The sequence below is a fragment of the Thermosynechococcus sp. HN-54 genome (assembly GCF_023650955.1).
Classification (GTDB): domain Bacteria; phylum Cyanobacteriota; class Cyanobacteriia; order Thermosynechococcales; family Thermosynechococcaceae; genus Thermosynechococcus.
Genome location: NZ_CP098039.1, coordinates 2,647,632 through 2,667,836, shown reverse-complemented (window position 1 = coordinate 2,667,836; position 20,205 = coordinate 2,647,632). Strand labels below are relative to the sequence as shown.

Below are 20,205 nucleotides of genomic sequence, written 5' to 3'. Positions count from 1 at the left end.
AGCCTCTGGGGAGCAATTGCGACAAAAAAAGGGCAGAACGCTGTTCCACCCTTGTACCGAGTTTGTTCAACAGTTGAGAGGCTCCCCCACTCCCTTAGAGGGGATGGAAGAGCAAGTCGGGATAGAAGCGATTAAACTCAATCAAAATCCCAGCGGTAATCGTCATCCAAATGGCGGCCAGCACGGGCGCGGTGGAAAGATAGGTCAAAAAGTGTTTCATGGTACGTCGTCCTTATGACAATACAACAAACAGTGAAGCTAGCGCGGAGAAACGGTAATTTCGTTATCTTTGGCGGTGAGTTCACCCGCTGCCAGCTCTTTGAGGGCAGCCAATGGCCAAGCAAACCCCGTGAGCATGCATTTGATGGCAAGGGGCACATCAATAATGATTTCTTTTTCGTTGGCTTCACCGCTATTGCGCACGGCAATCAAGTAGGCGCGACCCACCCAGCCAATCCAGCCGGCAATGTACAGGAAGAGCACACTGGGAATGAGAAAATCACCGGCACGGCTGAGGCGACCATCCACAACGAGGTGGGGCAGACCATCTTGGCCACAGAGAGCTTGGCTGTAGCGCTCAAACCGTTTTTGACCGGAGGCGGGATCAGCAGTGGTATTCACAGCAGCGGCAGCGCGTTTTTGAAAGGCAGGAGAATCTTTACAGGGGACGAGTCCTGCCACATCAGCGGAGGCTAGAGGGGTAAAACCTAGCCACAGGGTCAAGACAAGGAGTAGGGCTAACAATCGACGCATGGAGTGTTGTCCTCAAATGCAGATAGGTCAAAGTGCATTCACGGAGAGAGCAGTCCCTCCCAAAGCTGCCATCATTTTAGCGGATGGGCTTCAACCCAACCCTAGGGGAAAGGTTAATAATTTTTACGAGGGCAAATAGGGACTAATGCTTCCTCTGGCGATCGCTCTATGGTTGATTGGGTCTACCGCACAGACTGCATCTATTGAGCCAGACAAAGTTCCTTTGCTAGACTAGCATCTATTGGTGGACTTCACTTTCAAACATTTACGCATCGGTGGCGCTAGGGGGAGAGCTGACCCACGGTGATTTCTCAACTATGAAAAGTGTTTCTCCTATTTTGCCCCCCATGGATGCTGACCTGACGTTTAATTTGCCCGATCAAAAGATCCTCGAGACCTTACCTCCCCAACAATTAGTGGCGATTATTTTGCGTCAGCAGCAAGTTATTAACCAACTGCGCCATACCCTCTCGCAAATTCCCGGCGCCCCTGAGGTCGTTCATCCTGAGACCCCACCCCCTTCAGAACCCCATCTAGCACTCGTGAGTGAGGACACCGTTTGCTATTTTCCCTTGACGGGGGGGAACTGCTGGACGATTGGCCGCAGTGAAGACAATTCAATTGTCCTCAGCGATCGCTGGATGTCACGGAACCATGCCATGATTCAGCGCATGGGACAGGGGGAGTTTTATCTCATTGATCTTGGCAGTCGCAATGGTACGTTCGTCAACGGTCGCCGCGTCAGTATTCCCGTTGCCCTGCACAATGGCGATCGCATTACCTTTGGCCAAACGGAACTGGACTTTTTTAACGAACCCTTTGCCCCCCTGTTTGTGGAAAATGCCACTCTGTCTTTGCCCCAATCCGAAGGCTCCTCGACAGCACTTCTCCACGTCCGCCGCCTGTTGACGGTCTTGGTTGTGGATATTCGTGACTTTACCAAGCTGACCCGGCAACTCGAAGAGGAGCTACTATCGGAGCTGATTGGTACATGGTTTCATCGCGCGGGTGAGATTATCCGTCAATACGGCAGTTGGGTGGATAAGTATATCGGGGATGCTGTGATGGCGGTTTGGATCCACGAAAGTGAGGAGATTGGCTATCAAGAAATTTGCCACACCCTCTCTGCTTTGGAGGATTTACGGCTGATGACCGGAGAGCTGCACCAGCAGTACCCCTTGCCCTGGCCACTGCGCATTGGTTCTGGCTTGAATACAGGCTATGCCATGGTGGGCAATACGGGGAGTGGCGATCGCCCCGACTATACTGCTCTGGGAGATACCGTTAACGCTGCCTTTCGCCTTGAGAGTGCCACTAAAACCATTGCCGCTGATCTGGCCATGGGGGCAACCACCTACCACTACCTTGTGCAGTCTTGTCCAACCGTTGTTTCCTTTCGCCCCCAAGTGCTGAACCTCAAGGGCTATGATGCCCCTGTACCCGCCTACGTAGGCAGCTTTGATGACCTTCATAGGTTCCTTGCCCAAGCCATCAAAGGTAGGGACACCCTACACTAAACACCTCAAAAAAGGGATTAAGGGACGGCCTCCCTCTGATATTATTGAATCACCTGTAGGGGGCAGCCTAGACATCAGTCTATTGTGGGCGTGATGCCTCAGTTTCCTCTGTCACCCTGCTGGCGATCGGCTACCGCCGCCTGCGCTCGCTGTGCGATGTGGTCAGTTCTTTGCTTTGACTCTTAATGAACCGCTGTTTTTTGTAATGACCTGTGAGATTTGGGAGGTAAAGGAATTATGCAACGTTTGGGCCGCTGGCTAGCACTGGCTTACTTCGTGGGCGTTAGCCTGTTGGGCTGGATTAACTGGAGTGCCCCAACCTTGGCGGCAACTACATCCACCGAGGAAGAACTGGTCAATGTGGTAGATGAGAAACTCGGCACTGCCTTTGGTGAAAAAATTGACCTCAACAATACCAACATTGCTGCCTTTATTCAATACCGCGGTTTGTACCCAACCCTAGCTAAATTAATCGTTAAAAATGCCCCCTATCAAGCCGTTGAAGATGTCCTGAACATTCCCGGTTTGACGGAGCGGCAAAAGGAAATTCTGCGGCAAAACTTGGATCACTTTACGGTGACTGAGGTGGAAACGGCTCTCGTTGAGGGTGGCGATCGCTATAATAATGGGCTATACAAGTAATCACCCTCGTCAACTATAAAGGTCTGTTGGGTTAGCGTTGACTCCCGCAACTTCTGAATTTGATGTCTTAATCATTGGCAGTGGTGCTGCGGGTCTCAGTGCTGCCCTTGCCCTTCCCTCTACCTATCGTATTGGCCTGATCACAAAAACTGACCTCCAGCAATCGGCGAGCGGCTGGGCCCAAGGAGGGATGGCTGCGGCCATCGATCCAACGGACTCTCCCCTGCTTCATGCCCAAGATACCCTCGCCGCCGGAGCAGGACTTTGCGATCCGGTCAGTGTTCAGTTTCTGGTCGAGCAGGCACCTGCCCAAGTTGAGCGTCTCTTGGCGATGGGGGTGGCCTTTGATCGGGCGGGCGATCGCCCGGCGCTAACCCTCGAAGCCGCCCATTCTCGTCCGCGTGTCCTCCATGCGGCTGATACCACCGGGCAAGCGCTGATTACTACACTGCTACGACAAGTCACTGCCGCCTCCCATATCACCCTCCTTCCCAATAGCTTTGTCTTTGATTTGTGGCTAGAGTCGGGGCAATGCTGTGGGGTGTGTCTGTTGCGTCAGGGACAGCTTCAGTGGCTGCGCTCGGGTGCAGTCGTTCTCGCCACGGGGGGCGGCGGTCAAGTTTTTGCGCAGACAACGAATCCGCCCTTAAGTACCGGCGATGGTGTGGCAATGGCATGGCGAGCGGGTGCCCATATTCGCGATGTCGAGTTTTTCCAGTTTCATCCCACCGCTCTCGCCGTTGAAGGAGCACCGCGATTTCTGATCAGTGAAGCAGTGCGCGGTGAAGGAGCGCATTTAATCGACAACACAGGTCATCGCTTTGTGGTGGATTACCATCCTGCTGGCGAGCTTGCACCACGGGATATTGTCAGTCGTGCCATTTACCGTCACCTCCAGCAGAGCCATGCCCCCCATGTCTGGTTGGACTTACGACCGATTCCTCGCGATCGCCTGCACTACCGTTTTCCGAAAATCATTGCTGTCTGTCGGCAGTGGGGCATTGACGTTGAGCAGCAACCCATTCCCGTGTCCCCGGCAGCCCATTACTGGATGGGGGGAGTCGTCACCGATTTGCAGGCTAAAACCAGTCTTCCCGGCCTCTATGCCGTTGGCGAAGTTGCCAGTACTGGTGTCCACGGTGCCAATCGCCTTGCTAGTAACTCCCTTTTGGAATGCTTTGTCTTTTCAGCTCAACTCGCACATCTGTACCCTCAGTCCCTTCCTTTGGCGGTGTCCCCTGTTGGTCAGCAAGCCCTTGAAATTGAGCCAGTGAGCTTTCGGCAGTGGCGCCAAGATCTGCGGGAACTCCTGTGGCAAAGTGCTGGCATTTGTCGCGATGCTCCCACCCTGATGGCCGCTCTTTCCCAAGTAAAGGAATGGCGCCAAGAATTGCTGGCTCATCCGATCGCGATCGCCTTTGGTCAACTGTACCCCAATCACTGCTACACCCTCAGCAATGAAGCCACCCAAGCAACCCTTTGGGAATGGGGTGAGCTACGCAATCTCTTGGACATTGCCTATTTAATTCTCAAAAGTGCGCTTTTTCGTGAGGAAAGCCGCGGTGGCCACTATCGCCAAGACTACCCCCAGCCCGATCCCAATTGGCAAATGCACACCCTCATTTGGGGAGAGCACTGGCAAAAAGCGGCGATTCAAGGCGTCCAGAGTAAACTATAGTTGCTATAGATTCCAAAAATTTTTTGCGGCGATCTATCCCTATGATGCAGTCACGGCGTGTGCAGGAAAGTTTGGTGGGTCTGGTGATCCTTGCCGGCTTGGCCACATTGGGGGTCGGCCTACTCTGGTTGCGGGGCAACCTTGCGGGTGCCAATAGCTATACCCTTGAAGTGGAATTGGACACAGCCCCCGGCTTAGCGGTGGGGACACAGGTGCGCTATCGCGGTGTCCAAGTGGGACGAGTTACGGCCATCGGTTTTGATGCCAATGGGGTGCAGGTGAGTGTGCGCATCAATAATGTGCTGATTCCGCGCAGTGCAGTGCCAGAGATTCGCCACTCAGGGTTTATCGGCCAAGCCTTCTTGGACTTTACGCCGAAGGAGCAGGTGCCAGAGATTCCAGAAGGGGTGACAGCCTTTGCTCCTAAGTGTCAGCCGAATCTCATCTACTGTAATGGCGATCGCGTGACTGGGGTACGCACTGCCAGCTTAGAGGATTTGGTGCGAGCGGCCACTCGTTTTACCACCGCCCTTGAGGAATCGGGGATTATCAATAACGCCAATACCCTTATTTTGGGCGCAACCCGCACCGTTAACCGTGCTGACCAATCGTTGACGAAGGTGACCACTGCCCTCGATAGCTTCAACGCCCTCAGTAATGAAGCCCGTGCTGAACTACGGAATTTTGGCACGGCCTCGCAAGCAGTGACCCGTGCGGCCAACCAGATCAGTGAAATGGTTGAGGTCAACCGCAACACGATTAACTCTGCCTTGCGCAACATTGATGGTGCTGCCCGAGATCTGAGAACCACGCTCAAGGCACTGCGCCCCCTGACAAATCAACTGGAGCAGGGGGAATTGCTGGCCAATTTGGATGCCCTCATTAAAAATGGTGCCGAAGCAGCGGCCAATCTCAATAAAGTCTCTGGGACGCTGAGTAGTCCTATCATTATGCTGTCGATCGCCCAAACCCTAGATGCCGCACGCGCGACATTCATCAACGCCCAAAAACTCACCAATGACCTACTGAAACTGACGAGCGATCAATCCTTTCAGTCCGATTTACGGCGCTTAATTCAAATCCTCAGGCGCCTGCTGGCTTCGAGCCAAGAGCTGGAGCAGCAATTATTGGCCCTCCATGCCACTTCCCTAGGAGAAACTCAGCCACTCCCCCCCAGCACCGCCCCCAGTCCAAGTGTGGCTGCAACGCCCCCCAAAGAAGAGGAAGCTGCCGTGACCAGTGATCCTTAGGTTGGAATTGGTTTAGCGGGCTGTTTCAGTCTTGCCTGTCCGTGTAAAGCGCACTTCGATCCGACGACGGGAAACATCCGGATTGCGGTTGGGAGGTGCTAATTGGCCATTGGCAAGGTAGAGTTGACCCGCAGAGTAGGCACGAAACCGCAGACCTGCGAGTTTGGGTTCCTTGGCTTGAGCTTTGCGCAGTTCATTAGCGATCGCCAGTGCCCGCATGAGTCCAAGATCGGCATTGGAACCGGGCGTCAAACGATACAATGTATTGGTGGCTGCCGCTTCCTCTAGGAGAATATCCAGATTACTGCCACCCCCTTGATTGGGTTGCCCGTCCGTATGGCCAATGATTTCCACCGTGTCAATACCATACTTTTGGCGAGTATCTATAACCATCGAGGTTAACTCTACCCAAATGTATTTGCGAAAGGGGTCTGAGAGTTGGGCACTACCCGCAGGGAATCGAAATTTGTCATTATCTGGAATAAAGAGAATGGGAGGGGGACCCTGTACACTCTTTTGTTTTCTTAATTCATTGATCTGTTTTTGGTTAAAAATGATAAAAATTAACATAAAAAATGTGATCAAGCTCAAAATTAGGAGGCTACTGGACATCAGATCCGTATAGGACATCCAAGGGTTGAAGTCCTCTGAGTCCTGTGGCCAAGGGCGACGGAGTCGACGCATAAACGATGACCTAAGTTTGAGTGGGGACGGGTGCGATTTTTTGGGAGAGAGTCACTAAGTTACGATTGATCTGCTCAAGGGATTGAACGGCTTTGGTCATTGATTGGCTAGAGTCTTGGCTTTGTTTCTTCAATTGACTTAACTGCTCGTTGACCACTTGGGTAATTTGATTCGTGACTTGCTCTAGACGCTTCTCAAGGGCTTTGATCTGACTCTGGCGATCGCCATCGCTTGTGGAGCGTTGCTTGCGATAATTTTCAAAGCTATTTCTGAGAGTTGTTAACTGGTCTGTGAGGGATTTGTATTGCCGATCCAACTGCTCTGTGACACGGGCAATTTGGGTCGCGGCTGTACTCAGTTCTTCGACATAGGAGGTACTCTTTTTCAAAATACTCAGTAACTGCTCTTGATTGGTTTCGTTCTGCTCAATAATATTGGACACTTCTGTGCAAAACTTGCTGACCCCAAAACGCACCTGCCGCAGTTCTTCGTTCCCTTGGAGGAGGTGTTGGCCAACATCGCTGCTGAGCCGTTCCATGGAGCGCAGCATCGTTATGAGTTCCTGTTGGTTTTGGCTGAGGGTGTCCTGTGACTCTTCGGCGATCGCCAGCAATTCCGTCAGTTGATCCGTGACTTGTGCCAGTTCCGTGGACTTCTGTGCCACTTGGCGATTCACCTGCTCAATTTGGTTGACCAAGCCGAGAACGATGTCGTGAATATGTCTAAAGGTGTTCGTGGTTGTGCTTAGATTGCTGGCAATTTCCTCAAAATTCACGTAAGTGCGATTGACCCGCTCTAGGGTTTCTGAAACTTTGCTGGTCAGGGCAATCACTTGACTATTCAGTTCTTGCGATCGCGCCCCCGCTTCCGTGAACTGGTCAATAAACTGCGCTAGTTGCTGTGTTGCCGTACTAAACTTCTCCATAAACTGGCTATTTTCCAGTGTCCGCACTGCTGTCTGAAAGATATTTGCCCCAGCAACAAGATTGCCCGCGGCGTTGTCAATTTTGGCAAAGACTCTCTCTGCTAGCTCAATACTCCTGCTGTGCATTTGCCTAAGATTGGCCAATTCCCGCTCTAGGGGTTCTTCAATTGCCTTAGTGACGGTCTCATGAAAATTCTCTAAAAAAACAGTAAAGTTGCGATCAATGGATTGAATCAACCGCCCCGTGGGATTACGCTGTTCGCTAGCGAGTTCATGCTCCAAATACAGTTCCACTGCCGTAAAAAAGTGCCGCCGTACCAGTGTTGTATTCCAAACAGAATTGATAAATGTCAAGACAATTCCCAACGCCAAGCTGACCAAACTGGACACAAAGGCCAACGCCATCCCCCGCAGCGGATCACGGAACTGAGTGACCAATTGCTGCATCAGGTCTGCCGAGGAGCTAACATTCGCCACTGGCAGGCTAGTGACCGTTGATAGATTGTTCATGATGCTGTAAACGTTGACTGTAATTCCCAAGAACGTCCCCAACAACCCAATCGAAATCAGGAAATTGGGGGTCACTCGCGTCAGGTACTCGACTTGCTCCAGGGACATGCCCCACAAGCGTTCTTGGGCAAGCGTGTAGTCCACCAAGGCAACCGTGTTGATCTCGTCGTACCTTTCTAAACAGCGCGTCATCCGCTGCCGTAGATTCTGAATGAGAATCGGCGCTTGGGAGGTTTGACTGGCAACAGCCCAATCCCAGCGGATAAAGTACATTAACCGAGAAAAAAGGGACCACCGCAGGACAGCACTTAGGAGGGCGATCGCAATCGGAAAGCCAACAAATACTTGAAGGATCCGCGATCCCTCCAGCTCTGCCAAAAACAAATTCAACAGCTCCATTGTTTTTACCTTAGAAATAAGTTACTGGGGTTGATCCTTGCCCGCTGTTGAGTCAACCTCTTCGTTATCCCGCGGGGGCGACTGATTCAGTAAATGATCCGTCTTTATCGTGGCATCCGCCTTGGTTGTGCCTGAGTTAGATTTGCCCCAGCGCTCCTTAATACGTTTGTCCAGTTCCTCAATTAACTCTTCAAGAATTCCCTTTTGGGCAATCCCAGTGAGGCCTTGAATCTCTGTCCCCGCCACGATCGGCACCATGGCAAAGTTAATGTGATCGGGTGGATAAACGCGAATTTCCTCAATGAGTGCCATCACATGTGGGCGATAGCTGCTGCCCCACTCGGCTTGATTACTCACTAGAAACTCAATTACCCCATCCAGTTGTTGGCGAAGAACATCCGTTAATGTTGTGGTGCGCTGATCTTGGTTGCGGATTTGTACCCAAGTCAGTTGATCAATAACGGCTGACCAATCATTACCAAAGGTAATTTTCTTGCCCTTGTTTTTAGGATCAAAGACAAGGTTATCGCCCTCTAGGGCAAACATTTTCAAGCCAAGGCACTTGAAGAACAACTCCTGCACTTCCCGCACTACTTCTGGCGGTGGCGGCAAAATATCTGTGAGCGTAATGGTTTTATTGGTATGCAGGGCGTCAAAATTGCCCGCTTCGCCTCGGTTTTCGTAGGCATACTGAAAATTTTTCGCCGTCAAATCATTGATCAACCGCAGGGGAAAGCCAGCATACTCCGTCATGAAAATCACTTGATGCTGTTCCGACGCCGGCAATTGCACCCGTTGAGCCTTTCCCAGTAGTCCTGTTTCCGTGAGCAGTTGGGTAAAGGCTTGAACATAGGGATCTTCTATGGGGGGTTGGTGGTAGGCAATGAAGAACGTTCGCTTATGGGGAGCATTGTTAAAATAGCCGTCATTGAGATTCAAAGGCAGGAGAATATCCGACTGGTTTTTCAGTGACGTTAAGTAGGCAATTAACTGCTCACGGCTGCCCATTTCCATAAAACGTTGAATTGCCGATCCCCGCAGTGCCAGCATCAGTGTCGAAATTCGTCTATCCACCACTTGATCAAGGGCGGGGGGAATTTCCGCCGGTGCAAACTGGGGTTTTAGGAAGCGTTCTAAACTCGGTGGCATGTCTGTGCTCACCACCACTGCCTTTTGAATCACCTCAGTAGACAGCTGTTCGAGAGCCAAGCGCCGCTCTCCTTCCTTGGGGGGCAACACCGCATTAATCGCATTTTCGGTGTCTTGGGGATTGACAATGGGCAAGCCAATCCGCTCTTGGACGTTGACTTCCGACAGCTTTTCACCCCGCCGTTGCAATACGAGGATATTTTCTTGGATAAAGTTGCGTAACTGCACCAACTGGGCAATTTTTTGATTCGTAAAAGCAATCAGGTCTTCTGTAGCCACCCGCACTTGACGACTCACCTGCGATTGGTAGTTTTGGCGAGCAAGGGTCAGCACCTGATCTACAGCCACCCGAAACGCAGTTTGAATTTTTGTCGTTTTGCCAAAGGGAAGAAATTGCCCCTGAATGGCCTGCACCTCATTTTGCAGTTGGGTGGTGATATTGCGCAGTTCTGCATCCGCATTTTGGGGACGATTCGCCTCGTATTGAGCACGGACGCGCTCGAAGTTGGTCTTGAGTTCCTGTAGCCAGTTAATGGCATTATCGAGGCCAAAGAATTGGTGATCTGGTTGCAGGATTTGCTCTAGAAATTTTTCAATACTGGCTTTGATGCAGAAGTGTTGAATTCTGCAACAAAACTTAACATCCTAAGTGACAAGTAGCTCTGGCTGCCAATCAAAGCTCCAATGCACTATCGAGCAGCGGCGACTCAGTTCCAGTTGCAAATATCGCAATTTGTCTAATAGCTTCCTGCCAAAGTATTCAGGTATCTCCATTAGCTCTAAAATTAAGTACCCAATCAAAACCATATAAATCTGATTTATCACCCCATTCAAACTCTTCGTAATCAGCTTGTCTAATGATAAATGCATCTTTAGAAACTTCCATAAGTTCTCAATCCCCCACCGATGCCGATACAGCTCACTCACTTCCTCATCACTTAGATGCATTAGATTCGTCGCAATACGAAACTCTGTTCCATGCTCATCAAAAAATTGAACCACTCGGTATCTCTCATGATTGAGCTTCATTCTCATGTTATTCTTGATACGCACAACAAATAAACACTTCCTCTCACTCAGCCGCTCTAAAAATCTCCAACTCGCAAACCCTCTATCCATGATGGCAACGGCATTCTCAGGGATCATTTCTAAAATCTCGTCTTGAAAGCTTAGGTCATGTCTCTCCCCAAAAGAGACTACTGCCTTACCCAGGATGTTCTCTGTTAAATCAAATCCTGTAATTAACTTCACTTGATGGTATTTGTAGAACCAAAAGAGCTTACTCGTCAGGGTAATGACGGTTGAATCAATAGGAAACAGCATCAGACTTGAACAACGATGTCTCTTGCGAGCTTGAGACATGAGATGAGTGTAAATCCTCTCAAATAAGGTGGTTGTTCGAGTTTTGTTCGCCTTGGAAAACGTGGACATATCCACTGTAATCCCCGAATGATTCAAGCGATAAAATAAGGCTCTCATGCTGGTTAATCCTTGGTCGAGAATGTAGGTCAACCAGATTTTGAAGAACAATTGAGAGTTGAGGACGGGGTAGTCGCAAGGGCTGAGCTGCTTGAGAATAGACTTGACAAGAACTGAAAAAGATGCCATAGTAAGCTGATTAATTTTTCTTCTTTTGAGGGAAGAATACGACATTTCTTCCCTTTTTTCTAGCCTCTTAAACTATCTTTCAACACTTCTGGCTTTGATGTCATTGGTTACGTCTGACGTCTGCTCAACAATTGGTGTGAGCCAAACTCCCCGTTCTTTGCTGTTGTCCGCAGGGCGCACATAGTTCAGCAATGCCATTGCATTCTGGGGAAACTGCGTTTTCAACATATCTTGTTGCCCACGGGATTGGGCTGCACCAATCTGGCTGTATTGGCTGTTGCGCCAGCCCTCTAAATTGCTACTCACTGTTCCCCCCTGCACGGGGACTTTTTCTAACCGTTGTTTCAGCAGTTGCCCTAGATCATCCGTCCCCCAGTCAAATTGACTGGTATAGAACTGTTGCATTTGGCTATTACTGGGGGCTTGACCAAGACCATTTTTCCAGAACTGTAACACTTGAATTTTAATTTGGTTGCCGGCCAGCAAATTAATCTTGTCTTGGGGGAAGTAAATGCTCGCCAGCCCAGTGGTCATGTAGCGCTGGCGATTCGGACGCGGGTGTCTGTCGTATTCTTCGGTGGCGTCAATAGCACGTAAATTGTCACGGGCAGAAATGGCGGCGGCAGCGGTGGCACTGCTACTTAAAAAGAGGCAAATTTTCTGAGCAATGGTGTTGGTAATTTTCCCCTTGGCGTTGGCATCCGTTGGTGGAATGATGAATGTGCCGCCGGGGGTGGCGTTGGACATCAAGTAGGTGTAGTCGTAGGGCGAGCGCGATTCCTCTAGACGGCGTTCGCCGGGGTATTGGGCATCAAAAATGGTGCCCTTGCGGGTGTAATAGTCCAGTTCCTTAAGGGCAGCGTAGCAGTTGGCCTTGACGACATCGTTGCCACCGTAGAGATCAGGGCTGACGACAAAGTAGCCGTAGGTTTCAAAGTTGGGCACAGTTGCAGCAAAGAGTCGTCGCAAAATGTAGCCGATGTCGAGAAACATGCCGCTACCCGTACCGCCGCACAGGGATCCCGCTACAAAGACCCGTAACCCCGGCATGACTTCGATGCCACGGGCAATCAGGGCACTCGTATTGGCACCGGCCACACGGCCATGGGCTAAGTTCAAGGCTGTGACCACCTGATTGTAGTTTTTGAAGAGGGCAAAGCGACCCACCGCCCGCACGGCGCCTGCTCCCTGCTCAATGGCGCTGAGGTTGCGAATCAGTTGATCGGGAAACCATTCAAGGATATGGTCGTCGGGATTTTGCACATAAGTATTTTTTTTGCGCCGTTCGTAGTTCTGCTTAAATTCATTGACTTCGTTGAGGGAAACGCGGATATGCACTTCCTCGGCGGGAGTAAATTCAATGCTTTGGCCTCGGTAACTGGGAATGGGACCCCCGCGATCGGTATCAATCTGGACAAAGCTAATGATCGGTAGCTCCGCCAAGGAACCAAATTCTTCAATGATATTTTGGCGAATACGTACCAGAACATCTCGCCCAGTGCCCCCTAGCCCCACACAGATAACGGGCATAACGGTCAAATGATTGTTTTCTGCGGCATCTGTGGTAAACATCCAGCCCCCTATGAGTCTGCTGTTAAACGAAAGAAAACTTAAGAAATCACCTTACAGGGTTATCCTGATGATTTCATCCTTGTATGCAAGTAAGACAAAGCCACGGTGTTTGGGAATGGTGATTGAGCCGAAGATGGGTTGACCATCACAGGTTAGAACTCCTGATTCTAAGGCATGAATGACAAGGGTTTGATCTCGTCGTTCAAGGGTGGCGATCGCCACCATACTGGGCAAGGGCACCACCAAGAACGTACCAGCGACACTCCCACCGACACCAATTTTCTGGCCATGCTTGAGGGCAAAGCGATACTCTTGATCACCCACTTGGACAGTCACCGACCAAGGAATTTGCTGTCTGACCCAGCGAGCAGTCAACCAAAGGCCACCCCCTAGGCTCAACATCCCTAAGACACCGACCAGTAGGATTTGCCACCACAGTTGTTCCCAGAGGTAGGCGTTGACGAGACAGACCTCACCTCCACCGGGTCTAGGGGTACAAAATTCCTGTACTGTGGCCGGCACATCCACAACCGTTAACTGAAATTTGCCGGGCTGAATACTGCGCTGCTGCATTGGTAGAGCCGCAAACCATTGGCTGCGCTCTTGGGCTTCTGGGGTATCGGCTAGGCCACAGACACTGTTGGGGACTTCTATCCACTGATCCGCTTGCCCTTGGGGCAGGTTGAGGGGAGCATCCGTAATCCAAATCACCGACTGGTTTTTGATCGGTTGCTGATTCTGGAGGCGGTCTTGGTTGAGTTGTGCCAAATAGCGATAGACAAAGAGTTCGGCACACATAATATCGGTGCCCTGCTCGGTGCCAGCATTCATGGGCACTGCTTCTAAAATTTTGGGAATATCCGCAGACCCTTGGTAGTCAAAGACGACGGACGATCGCACCGTCATGGCAAAGGGCAGAATATGAACGGTGTCTCCTTTGGTTAAAGTCTTTTCGATAATTTGCCGCAGGTGAAGCCGACCTGGATCATTGAGTCCGACACTTTCTGTGAGATCGATCGCCAGCACCACATCCCGCCCCCCCCAACGCCCAACCCATGCCAGCCCGTCCTTTTGCTGGGGAGTGAGGGGACGATTGCCGGGAACCACAGGTGGATTCATAGTCGCTGGCCTAAATGCGAAGATTCCTAGGAGGAAGCGGGTCACCTCTGTTTATCATAGACCTAGGAATAAGTGCGTAAAGCCTAAATTTGCAAGGAATCCGTTGAGGATAAAACTGACCATGGAGAATGCCTTACCCGCTATTTATCTCAGTGTGTTGATTATTTTACTGGGCGTCTCAGCTTGGTTTGTGGTCAAACAAATTCTCAAAACCCGCCGTATTGAATCGACCTTGGCACGCCTCCAACGGAAACTTCAGCAGGAACCGGGTACCACCCAAGAATACTTTGAACTCGGCAGCATCTACCTCACCAAGAAGCTCGCCAGTCAAGCAATTCCCCTGTTTCAAAAGGCTCTGAAGGCGGCTGAAAACGAAGGCGAAACCTACCTCGCCCCCATCTACAATGCCCTTGGCTATGCCTACTTCATGCAGGAGCAGTATGACTTGGCCATTCGCCAGTACAAAGAAGCCCTAAAAAATCAACCGGCGTATGTGACGGCGGCCAATAACCTCGGTCATGCCTATGAGAAGAAAAATTTACCCCAGCCAGCCCTTGAGGCCTATCAGCACACCCTAAAATACGACCCCAACAATGCGATCGCCCAACGCCGAGTCAATTCCCTGAAAAAACGGCTCAGTGGCGCAGCAGCCTAGGCAACCGTCAACCTAGTTAACAAAAAACTGGCTAGGATGTTCCCCAACCAGTTCCCATCAATCATTTAGCTGGATGAGCTAGCCCTTGGCTTAAGCATCTCCTTCGATGTAAAGGAACAGCAGCCCCATCACCACCGTGGGCATCAACCAGCAAACCACGGGAATAAAAATCCAAGGCAAAAAGGATGCAGCGTAAGATCCCATCATAATCAGTGGTTCTCCTTCTGGGTGATCAAAAGCAAAGTGTGACAAAGGCTCTAGTTAAAGAGACCCGTCATGATGCCATCGACAACAGAAAAGTTTTCAAGGAGGAAGAAAGCAACAAAGGCACCACCCATGGCACCCACAAAGAAGCCAGCCGTAAACTGACTCCAACCTTCACTGGTTTTCAGGGGATCGCTGCTGCTGCCACCCTTTTGAAAACTGACTAGACCATAGGCTGCCAAGCAAGCCGTGGCAATCAAAATTAGGGCGATACCAGAGATTAAACCGCCCAAGTTGGCCACATCGGAGTCCCGCAGGGGACCCAGCTTGACCCAAGGGCCAATGAGGAAATAGCCATGGGCCATTCCCACTTCCAAGCCTCGTAGAATGGGCGAGAGGCCTTGACGATAGGCGGGTAGATTGCCAATAAACGTCTTCACTAGGCCAGAGTCAGAAATGGGCGTTGATAGGTGCCCCACAAAGGGATCGCCATTGTATGGCTTAACCAGTTCTTCTGCCATGATTTTTATTTCCCTAGCATTCCGTCATGTCCGCGCACAGGCACAGACCTAAGTGGTTATTCTAGGCAAGGGCGGGCGATCGCGCGAGAGACAGCGTTCATCTCTTCAAGAAAGTTCATGTATCGCAACATCCCCTTACGCAGCCCCGCCCTCAGGTGGCAGTTAGTAGGTGGGCACGCTGGGATCGACTTCCTGACTCCAAGCGTTAATACCCCCTTTGATATTGATGCCCTCAATGCCCGCTTGCTTGAGGATACCCAAGGCTTTGGCAGAGCGACCCCCCATCTTGCAGTGCACCAAGAGGCGATGGCCATTCACTAGACTGCGGATTTTCTCCACACCGGGGCCATTTTCAATTTCTGATAGGGGAACGAGTACAGCGCCGGGAATTCGGGCAATTTCATACTCATTGGGGTTGCGCACATCCACAAGGACGTAATCTTGGGCGCCACTGTCCATGAGGGCTTTGAGTTCTTGGACGGTCATTTCGGGAATGTCTGCCATTTGTGCGGCCTCCTGTGCTTTGGCTTGGCGAATACCACAGAATTCTTCGTAGTCAATGAGCTTGTCAATGACTGGCCGTTCGGGGTTCGGGCGCAGTTTGAGTTCGCGGAATTTCATGTCGAGGGCATTGAAGAGCAAGAGGCGGCCACTGAGGGTTGTGCCTTTGCCAAGAATGATTTTGATGGTCTCCGTGGCTTGGATGACGCCAATAATCCCCGGTAGAATGCCTAGAACGCCCCCTTCAGCACAGGAGGGTACCAAACCCGGTGGCGGTGGTTCGGGATAGAGATCACGGTAGTTGGGACCGCCCTCATAGTTAAAGACCGTGGCTTGACCCTCAAAGCGGAAGATGGAGCCATAGACATTGGGTTTATTGAGAAGCACACAGGCATCATTCACCAAGTAGCGGGTGGGGAAGTTATCGGTGCCATCCACCACAATGTCGTAGTCCGCCATAATCTCAAGGGCATTGGCGGCGCTCAAGCGAGTTTCGTAGAGATCCACTTGGCAGTAGGGATTGATCTCAAGGATGCGTTGCTTCGCTGATTGGATCTTTGGCTTGCCCACCCAAGAGGTACCGTGGATGATTTGCCGTTGCAAATTGGAACTATCGACGACATCAAAGTCCACAATACCAAGGCGACCAATGCCAGCAGCGGCGAGGTACAACAGCAGGGGCGACCCTAGCCCACCGGTGCCAATGCAAAGCACGCTGGCCGCTTTGAGGCGTTTTTGACCCTCAATACCCACCTCCGGCAAAATCAGATGGCGGGAATAGCGTTCATAGTCGTCTTTCGTTAGTTCAATCGTAGAAAGGTCTGGATTTAGCATGGTAGCCCTTCATAAAAAATGCGGCTGATCTAACCCGATCAGCAAAGGTGAGGGGATAATCTTCATTTTACTGAGGGGCGGGACAGGGGATCTGCCAAGGTTTCAATTGTCAACACTTGGGGCGGGGTGGCATCTGGGGGATAGAGCAGGGTGAACTGTACCCAGCGGATTTCTTGGGGTTGTAGCGTTAGCCGCACTAGATCCTCCCCCTGTTGGCCTTGGCGTTGGACAAGGTGAATGATCCGACTTTGGGGGGTGCCTTGATCATCGCGGAAGCGCAAGCGGACACTGCCTCGGAAAAAGATGCGGTTGGGTGGCTCAGCAAAGAAGCGTAATCCGGTGGCAGGGGCGTCGAACTTGATGGGAGTTTGCAGGGCAAGGCGCACTGTCTGGGGGCGATCGCTGGTGTTTTGCAGGGGCAGCACTAGATCATATTCAACGGCATAGTTACCATGGGCAGCATAGGCGGTATCGGGGTAGCGCACCACCAAGGGCGCGGTTTGAATTTGTCCAGTACCCAAGCGCCCCGCCACTAGGGAACTAATGGGATAGGAAAAGGCAGTCCCCGCGGCGGGAATCGGAATCGGTTGCTGTTGGGGATTATGCCAGCGGGAGCCAAGGGCGACACCGGCGACTCGGCCATAGATCATGCTCCCCCCTTGATCGGGGGGCGTGGGGGCGCGATCGCGGGGGGTGACCAGTTCCCCTTGTAGGAGTGTCTGCTGCCATTGCTCTAGGGTGGGCGGCTCCTCACCAAAGCGGGCTAAACTGGCCAAGTAAATTTGGCCACTGCTACGGGCACGAATCAGCAGCGAACGGCCATTAATAGGTGGATCTAGCCCCTTGACGGGAATCGGTAAGTTGGCGATCAGGGCATAACGGCGAGGGGGAATCACGACTTGTGCAGGCCAGCCCGATTGTCGCCGTTGCCGCAGAATATCGAGCATGACGCGATCGCCCGGACCGGCAAAAACTTGGCCGAGATCATTGGCCTGCTGACTGGGCAGGGGGCGAAAGGGAGCGTCGGGTTGACTCAAGTAACTGGCGGCATGGATCAAATTCACCGTTACCGGTTCAGAACTGGGGTTGTAGGCGAGAATCCCTAGGTAGAGGGTCGTGACATCCTGTGGGTCAAGGGGCTTTGCAATATGGTGGGCAAAAATATCAAAGCGATCGCGAAAGGCAAAGTTCAAGTGAGCCTTGGGGGTGGCTTTGCCCTCTGGCGGAAATGTCGACAGGAGAATGCCCGGTCGCTGCACCACCTCTGGGCTATTGCTATTAAACACAGGCACCTGATCAAGGGCACCCGGTAAAGGGAGCACTTTTTGTGGTTTTTCAATCGTTGCCGGCGCCTGAGCCATGACGGGGGAGAGGGCAACGAGCGCCGCACAGCTCCCCAAAAACCAAGGGAAATCAACAGACATTACCCAGACCTAGTAGCTAATTTGCAGCGTTACACTTGCCTCTACCTGTAATTCCCCAGACACCACAGGCGTGTTATCGGCCATGGTTGCTGCCCGAACGGCAAGGGGTCTTGGAGGGGGTGCCGCCTGATTAATTTGAATACTCACCACTTGGCGCGGTTGGAGATTGAGGGCACTGAGCACCGCTTGGGCTTGACTTTGGGCATCTTGGGTCGCTCGCTGCAGGGCAGTGCGTTGGGCAGCAGCAATGGTTGCTTCGGGTGCCGTAAAGCTAATGCTATCAATTGTCGTTGCACCGGCTTGCACAGCAGCATCGAGTAGTGGTCCCACGCGATCGCTGGCAACGCGGAAGCTTACGGTATTGCGACCGATGTAGCCCACCAGTATCCGTCGATTATTGGTGTACTGGTAGTCGGGCGCCAGACTCAGTCCCGTGGTTTGCAATTGCGTCACCTCGCGTCCCCGCAGAACCGCCAAAACCGCATTGGCTCGTTGCGCCACCTCTTGCTGTACCTCCTGCGCCGTACGCCCTTGAACCTCAACCCCAAGGCTGACTTGGGCAAGCGTCGCTGCAAGGGTTTCTGTGCCTCGACCGGTCACTGTCAGGGTACGCTGGACTTCTTGGCTCATGGCGGGTCGCTCAGCAATAACGACAGCCCCCCCTAAAAGGACAGCAGCCAGACCAAGGGGATAAAAAGGCCTCAGCGGATGTTTCACAGTCCTACTCACCACCTAAGAGAATCATGACATGTCGTTTGTCCTTAGATCGTGGAGGCTTGGTTGTCTGTTCCCATCTAGGCCCCAATCCCATGAATCTTAATAAAGTTCGTTCCCTGGGGGGTTTGGGCAGGAATGCCTCCCAAAATCAAAATTTTATCCCCCTCGGTCACAATGCCCCGCTCGCGCAGTTGGTTTTCAGCCACTGAAATCATCCCTTCAAAGGTCAGGGGCAGGGTTTCCAAGAGAATCGGCTTCACACCCCACAGCAAATTCATCCAGTGATAAATACGGGGGCGATCGGTAAAGGCAACAATCATGGGCTTGACCCGCTCCCCAGAGGCAATCGTGGCAGTATAGCCGGTTTCTGTAAAGCAGGCGATCGCCCGCAGATCGAGGATTTGGGTAATCGTGGTCAGGGCTTCGCCGAGGGCATGGGTTTCATCGTTGCGGTAGGCGGGCATATTGTCAAACTCAAGGTGCGGCTCCACATCCGCTGCAATCCGCGCCAACATCTTCACCGCCTGTACAGGAAAAGCCCCCACAGCAGATTCGCCCGACAACATCACCGCATCCGTACCATCAAGAATGGCGTTAGCAACATCACTGGCCTCTGCCCGCGTCGGCCGGGGATTGTGGATCATGCTCTCTAGCATTTGGGTCGCCGTAATGACGGGAATACTGCGGTAGTTGCACTCGCGAATAATTTGCTTTTGTAGCAGCGGCACCTTCTCCACCCGCATTTCCACGCCAAGATCGCCGCGGGCAACCATAATTGCATCGGCTACCCCCAAAATCGCTGAGAGATTTTCCACGGCTTGGGGTTTCTCAATTTTGGCCAGTACGGGCATATCACTGGCGCCGTGAGCCGCTAAGTACTCTCGTAATTCCCAGAGATCCTCAGCCCGTCGCACAAAACTCAGGGAAATAATATCCACTCCTTGTTCAATACCAAATTGAATATCCTGTTTGTCTTTATCGGTTAGGGACGGCAACCGCAGATTTAGATCGGGCAGGTTTACCCCCTTGCGACTTTTAAGCATGCCCCCCTGAACGACACGGCAAGTCACCGTTTGCCCCGTAACGGCTTCTACCACCAATTCCAACAGACCATCATCCAAGAGCACCTGCATCCCCGGCTGCGCCTCTTCGGCGAGATAAGGATAATCAATGCCAATGCCTTGCGTCTCTTCCTCAGCGAGCGGCACGAGGTTGACTTGCTCCCCCTCCACCAACTCAATACTCCCCTTAGGAAGCTGGCCAACACGAATCTTCGGGCCTTGCAAGTCTTGCAGCAGTGTCAGGGGGGTGGCTGCCTCATTGGCCACTTGTCGCAGCAGGGCAATGGTTTCGGCGTGATCCTTGTAGTCGCCGTGGGAGAAATTTAACCGTGCCACATTCATTCCCGCTGCCAACATCTGCTGAATCACGTCCCGCGAGCGACTGGCAGGGCCAATGGTGGCGACAATTTTCGTACGACGAAAGGAGAAGGACATGAGGGCAGGCGCAATCAACCCTTCCCTCACTATAGGCATCCTTTAAG

General features: G+C 51.9%; 19 protein-coding genes. 5 read left to right on the top strand and 14 right to left on the bottom strand.

The features are described 5' to 3' along the window. Window positions 1–94 precede the first annotated feature (94 nt). Window positions 95–220, bottom strand: coding sequence for a photosystem I reaction center subunit IX (gene psaJ, locus NBE99_RS13020; RefSeq protein WP_011058244.1), 126 nt, complete (start codon window positions 218–220; stop codon window positions 95–97). A gap of 38 nt (window positions 221–258) precedes the next feature. Beyond that, on the bottom strand, window positions 259–753 hold the full coding sequence (locus NBE99_RS13015) for a Photosystem I reaction center subunit III (protein ID WP_250682462.1): 495 nt from the start codon (window positions 751–753) through the stop codon (window positions 259–261). 317 nt (window positions 754–1,070) lie between these two features. On the opposite strand from NBE99_RS13015, the gene NBE99_RS13010 reads away from it, so the two are divergent. From NBE99_RS13010 to NBE99_RS12995, 4 genes are all read left to right on the top strand, one after another. Beyond that, the gene (locus NBE99_RS13010) at window positions 1,071–2,270 is read left to right on the top strand and encodes an adenylate/guanylate cyclase domain-containing protein (protein ID WP_250682461.1); all 1,200 of its coding nucleotides are present in this window, start codon (window positions 1,071–1,073) and stop codon (window positions 2,268–2,270) included. A gap of 237 nt (window positions 2,271–2,507) precedes the next feature. Next, complete coding sequence (psbU, locus tag NBE99_RS13005; RefSeq protein ID WP_250682460.1) at window positions 2,508–2,912, top strand: photosystem II complex extrinsic protein PsbU; 405 nt, start codon at window positions 2,508–2,510, stop codon at window positions 2,910–2,912. Between the two features lie 37 nt (window positions 2,913–2,949). Beyond that, window positions 2,950–4,590, top strand: coding sequence for an L-aspartate oxidase (nadB, locus tag NBE99_RS13000; protein ID WP_250682459.1), 1,641 nt, complete (start codon window positions 2,950–2,952; stop codon window positions 4,588–4,590). 41 nt (window positions 4,591–4,631) lie between these two features. Then, window positions 4,632–5,840, top strand: a complete 1,209-nt coding sequence (locus NBE99_RS12995; protein WP_250682458.1) for an MlaD family protein — start codon at window positions 4,632–4,634, stop codon at window positions 5,838–5,840. 12 nt (window positions 5,841–5,852) lie between these two features. Here the strand turns inward: NBE99_RS12995 and NBE99_RS12990 are convergent, their stop codons facing one another. The 6 genes from NBE99_RS12990 to NBE99_RS12965 form a co-directional block, all read right to left on the bottom strand. After that, window positions 5,853–6,524, bottom strand: coding sequence for a hypothetical protein (locus tag NBE99_RS12990; RefSeq protein WP_250682457.1), 672 nt, complete (start codon window positions 6,522–6,524; stop codon window positions 5,853–5,855). Between the two features lie 10 nt (window positions 6,525–6,534). Beyond that, the gene (locus NBE99_RS12985; RefSeq protein ID WP_250682456.1) at window positions 6,535–8,358 is read right to left on the bottom strand and encodes a hypothetical protein; all 1,824 of its coding nucleotides are present in this window, start codon (window positions 8,356–8,358) and stop codon (window positions 6,535–6,537) included. Between the two features lie 21 nt (window positions 8,359–8,379). After that, a complete protein-coding gene (locus NBE99_RS12980; RefSeq protein ID WP_250682455.1) occupies window positions 8,380–9,921 on the bottom strand; it encodes a hypothetical protein in 1,542 nt (513 codons plus the stop codon). A 231-nt stretch (window positions 9,922–10,152) separates the two neighbouring features. Beyond that, window positions 10,153–11,115: a transposase gene (locus NBE99_RS12975; RefSeq protein ID WP_399371026.1), complete on the bottom strand. Its 963-nt coding sequence runs from the start codon at window positions 11,113–11,115 to the stop codon at window positions 10,153–10,155. A 72-nt stretch (window positions 11,116–11,187) separates the two neighbouring features. Then, on the bottom strand, window positions 11,188–12,687 hold the full coding sequence (locus NBE99_RS12970) for a tubulin-like doman-containing protein (protein ID WP_250682454.1): 1,500 nt from the start codon (window positions 12,685–12,687) through the stop codon (window positions 11,188–11,190). Window positions 12,688–12,738: 51 nt separating this feature from the next. After that, window positions 12,739–13,806, bottom strand: coding sequence for a hypothetical protein (locus tag NBE99_RS12965; protein ID WP_250682453.1), 1,068 nt, complete (start codon window positions 13,804–13,806; stop codon window positions 12,739–12,741). Window positions 13,807–13,927: 121 nt separating this feature from the next. Between NBE99_RS12965 and NBE99_RS12960 the strand changes: the two genes are divergently transcribed. Next, window positions 13,928–14,461, top strand: a complete 534-nt coding sequence (locus NBE99_RS12960; protein WP_250682452.1) for a tetratricopeptide repeat protein — start codon at window positions 13,928–13,930, stop codon at window positions 14,459–14,461. 90 nt (window positions 14,462–14,551) lie between these two features. Here the strand turns inward: NBE99_RS12960 and NBE99_RS12955 are convergent, their stop codons facing one another. The 6 genes from NBE99_RS12955 to pyk form a co-directional block, all read right to left on the bottom strand. Beyond that, on the bottom strand, window positions 14,552–14,668 hold the full coding sequence (locus tag NBE99_RS12955) for a photosystem I reaction center subunit VIII (RefSeq protein ID WP_149820283.1): 117 nt from the start codon (window positions 14,666–14,668) through the stop codon (window positions 14,552–14,554). 50 nt (window positions 14,669–14,718) lie between these two features. Next, window positions 14,719–15,186, bottom strand: a complete 468-nt coding sequence (locus tag NBE99_RS12950; RefSeq protein WP_250682451.1) for a photosystem I reaction center protein subunit XI — start codon at window positions 15,184–15,186, stop codon at window positions 14,719–14,721. A gap of 162 nt (window positions 15,187–15,348) precedes the next feature. Next, on the bottom strand, window positions 15,349–16,521 hold the full coding sequence (gene moeB / locus NBE99_RS12945) for a molybdopterin-synthase adenylyltransferase MoeB (protein ID WP_250682450.1): 1,173 nt from the start codon (window positions 16,519–16,521) through the stop codon (window positions 15,349–15,351). A gap of 62 nt (window positions 16,522–16,583) precedes the next feature. After that, window positions 16,584–17,945 (bottom strand): DUF3370 domain-containing protein, encoded by a 1,362-nt coding sequence (locus NBE99_RS12940; protein WP_250682449.1) that lies wholly within the window; start codon window positions 17,943–17,945, stop codon window positions 16,584–16,586. A 9-nt stretch (window positions 17,946–17,954) separates the two neighbouring features. Then, window positions 17,955–18,662, bottom strand: a complete 708-nt coding sequence (locus NBE99_RS12935) for an SIMPL domain-containing protein (protein ID WP_250682448.1) — start codon at window positions 18,660–18,662, stop codon at window positions 17,955–17,957. A gap of 77 nt (window positions 18,663–18,739) precedes the next feature. Next, on the bottom strand, window positions 18,740–20,158 hold the full coding sequence (pyk, locus tag NBE99_RS12930; protein ID WP_250683743.1) for a pyruvate kinase: 1,419 nt from the start codon (window positions 20,156–20,158) through the stop codon (window positions 18,740–18,742). Window positions 20,159–20,205 lie beyond the last annotated feature (47 nt).

Bases quoted from the DNA above. Each gene is read 5' to 3' on its own strand.
- psaJ (WP_011058244.1), bottom strand. From the start codon at position 220: ATGAAACACTTTTTGACCTATCTTTCCACCGCGCCCGTGCTGGCCGCC.
- NBE99_RS13015 (WP_250682462.1), bottom strand. From the start codon at position 753: ATGCGTCGATTGTTAGCCCTACTCCTTGTCTTGACCCTGTGGCTAGGT.
- NBE99_RS13010 (WP_250682461.1), top strand. From the start codon at position 1,071: ATGAAAAGTGTTTCTCCTATTTTGCCCCCCATGGATGCTGACCTGACG.
- psbU (WP_250682460.1), top strand. From the start codon at position 2,508: ATGCAACGTTTGGGCCGCTGGCTAGCACTGGCTTACTTCGTGGGCGTT.
- NBE99_RS12995 (WP_250682458.1), top strand. From the start codon at position 4,632: ATGATGCAGTCACGGCGTGTGCAGGAAAGTTTGGTGGGTCTGGTGATC.
- NBE99_RS12990 (WP_250682457.1), bottom strand. From the start codon at position 6,524: ATGCGTCGACTCCGTCGCCCTTGGCCACAGGACTCAGAGGACTTCAAC.
- NBE99_RS12985 (WP_250682456.1), bottom strand. From the start codon at position 8,358: ATGGAGCTGTTGAATTTGTTTTTGGCAGAGCTGGAGGGATCGCGGATC.
- NBE99_RS12975 (WP_399371026.1), bottom strand. From the start codon at position 11,115: ATGGCATCTTTTTCAGTTCTTGTCAAGTCTATTCTCAAGCAGCTCAGC.
- NBE99_RS12970 (WP_250682454.1), bottom strand. From the start codon at position 12,687: ATGTTTACCACAGATGCCGCAGAAAACAATCATTTGACCGTTATGCCC.
- NBE99_RS12965 (WP_250682453.1), bottom strand. From the start codon at position 13,806: ATGAATCCACCTGTGGTTCCCGGCAATCGTCCCCTCACTCCCCAGCAA.
- NBE99_RS12960 (WP_250682452.1), top strand. From the start codon at position 13,928: ATGGAGAATGCCTTACCCGCTATTTATCTCAGTGTGTTGATTATTTTA.
- NBE99_RS12955 (WP_149820283.1), bottom strand. From the start codon at position 14,668: ATGATGGGATCTTACGCTGCATCCTTTTTGCCTTGGATTTTTATTCCC.
- NBE99_RS12950 (WP_250682451.1), bottom strand. From the start codon at position 15,186: ATGGCAGAAGAACTGGTTAAGCCATACAATGGCGATCCCTTTGTGGGG.
- moeB (WP_250682450.1), bottom strand. From the start codon at position 16,521: ATGCTAAATCCAGACCTTTCTACGATTGAACTAACGAAAGACGACTAT.
- NBE99_RS12940 (WP_250682449.1), bottom strand. From the start codon at position 17,945: ATGTCTGTTGATTTCCCTTGGTTTTTGGGGAGCTGTGCGGCGCTCGTT.
- pyk (WP_250683743.1), bottom strand. From the start codon at position 20,158: ATGTCCTTCTCCTTTCGTCGTACGAAAATTGTCGCCACCATTGGCCCT.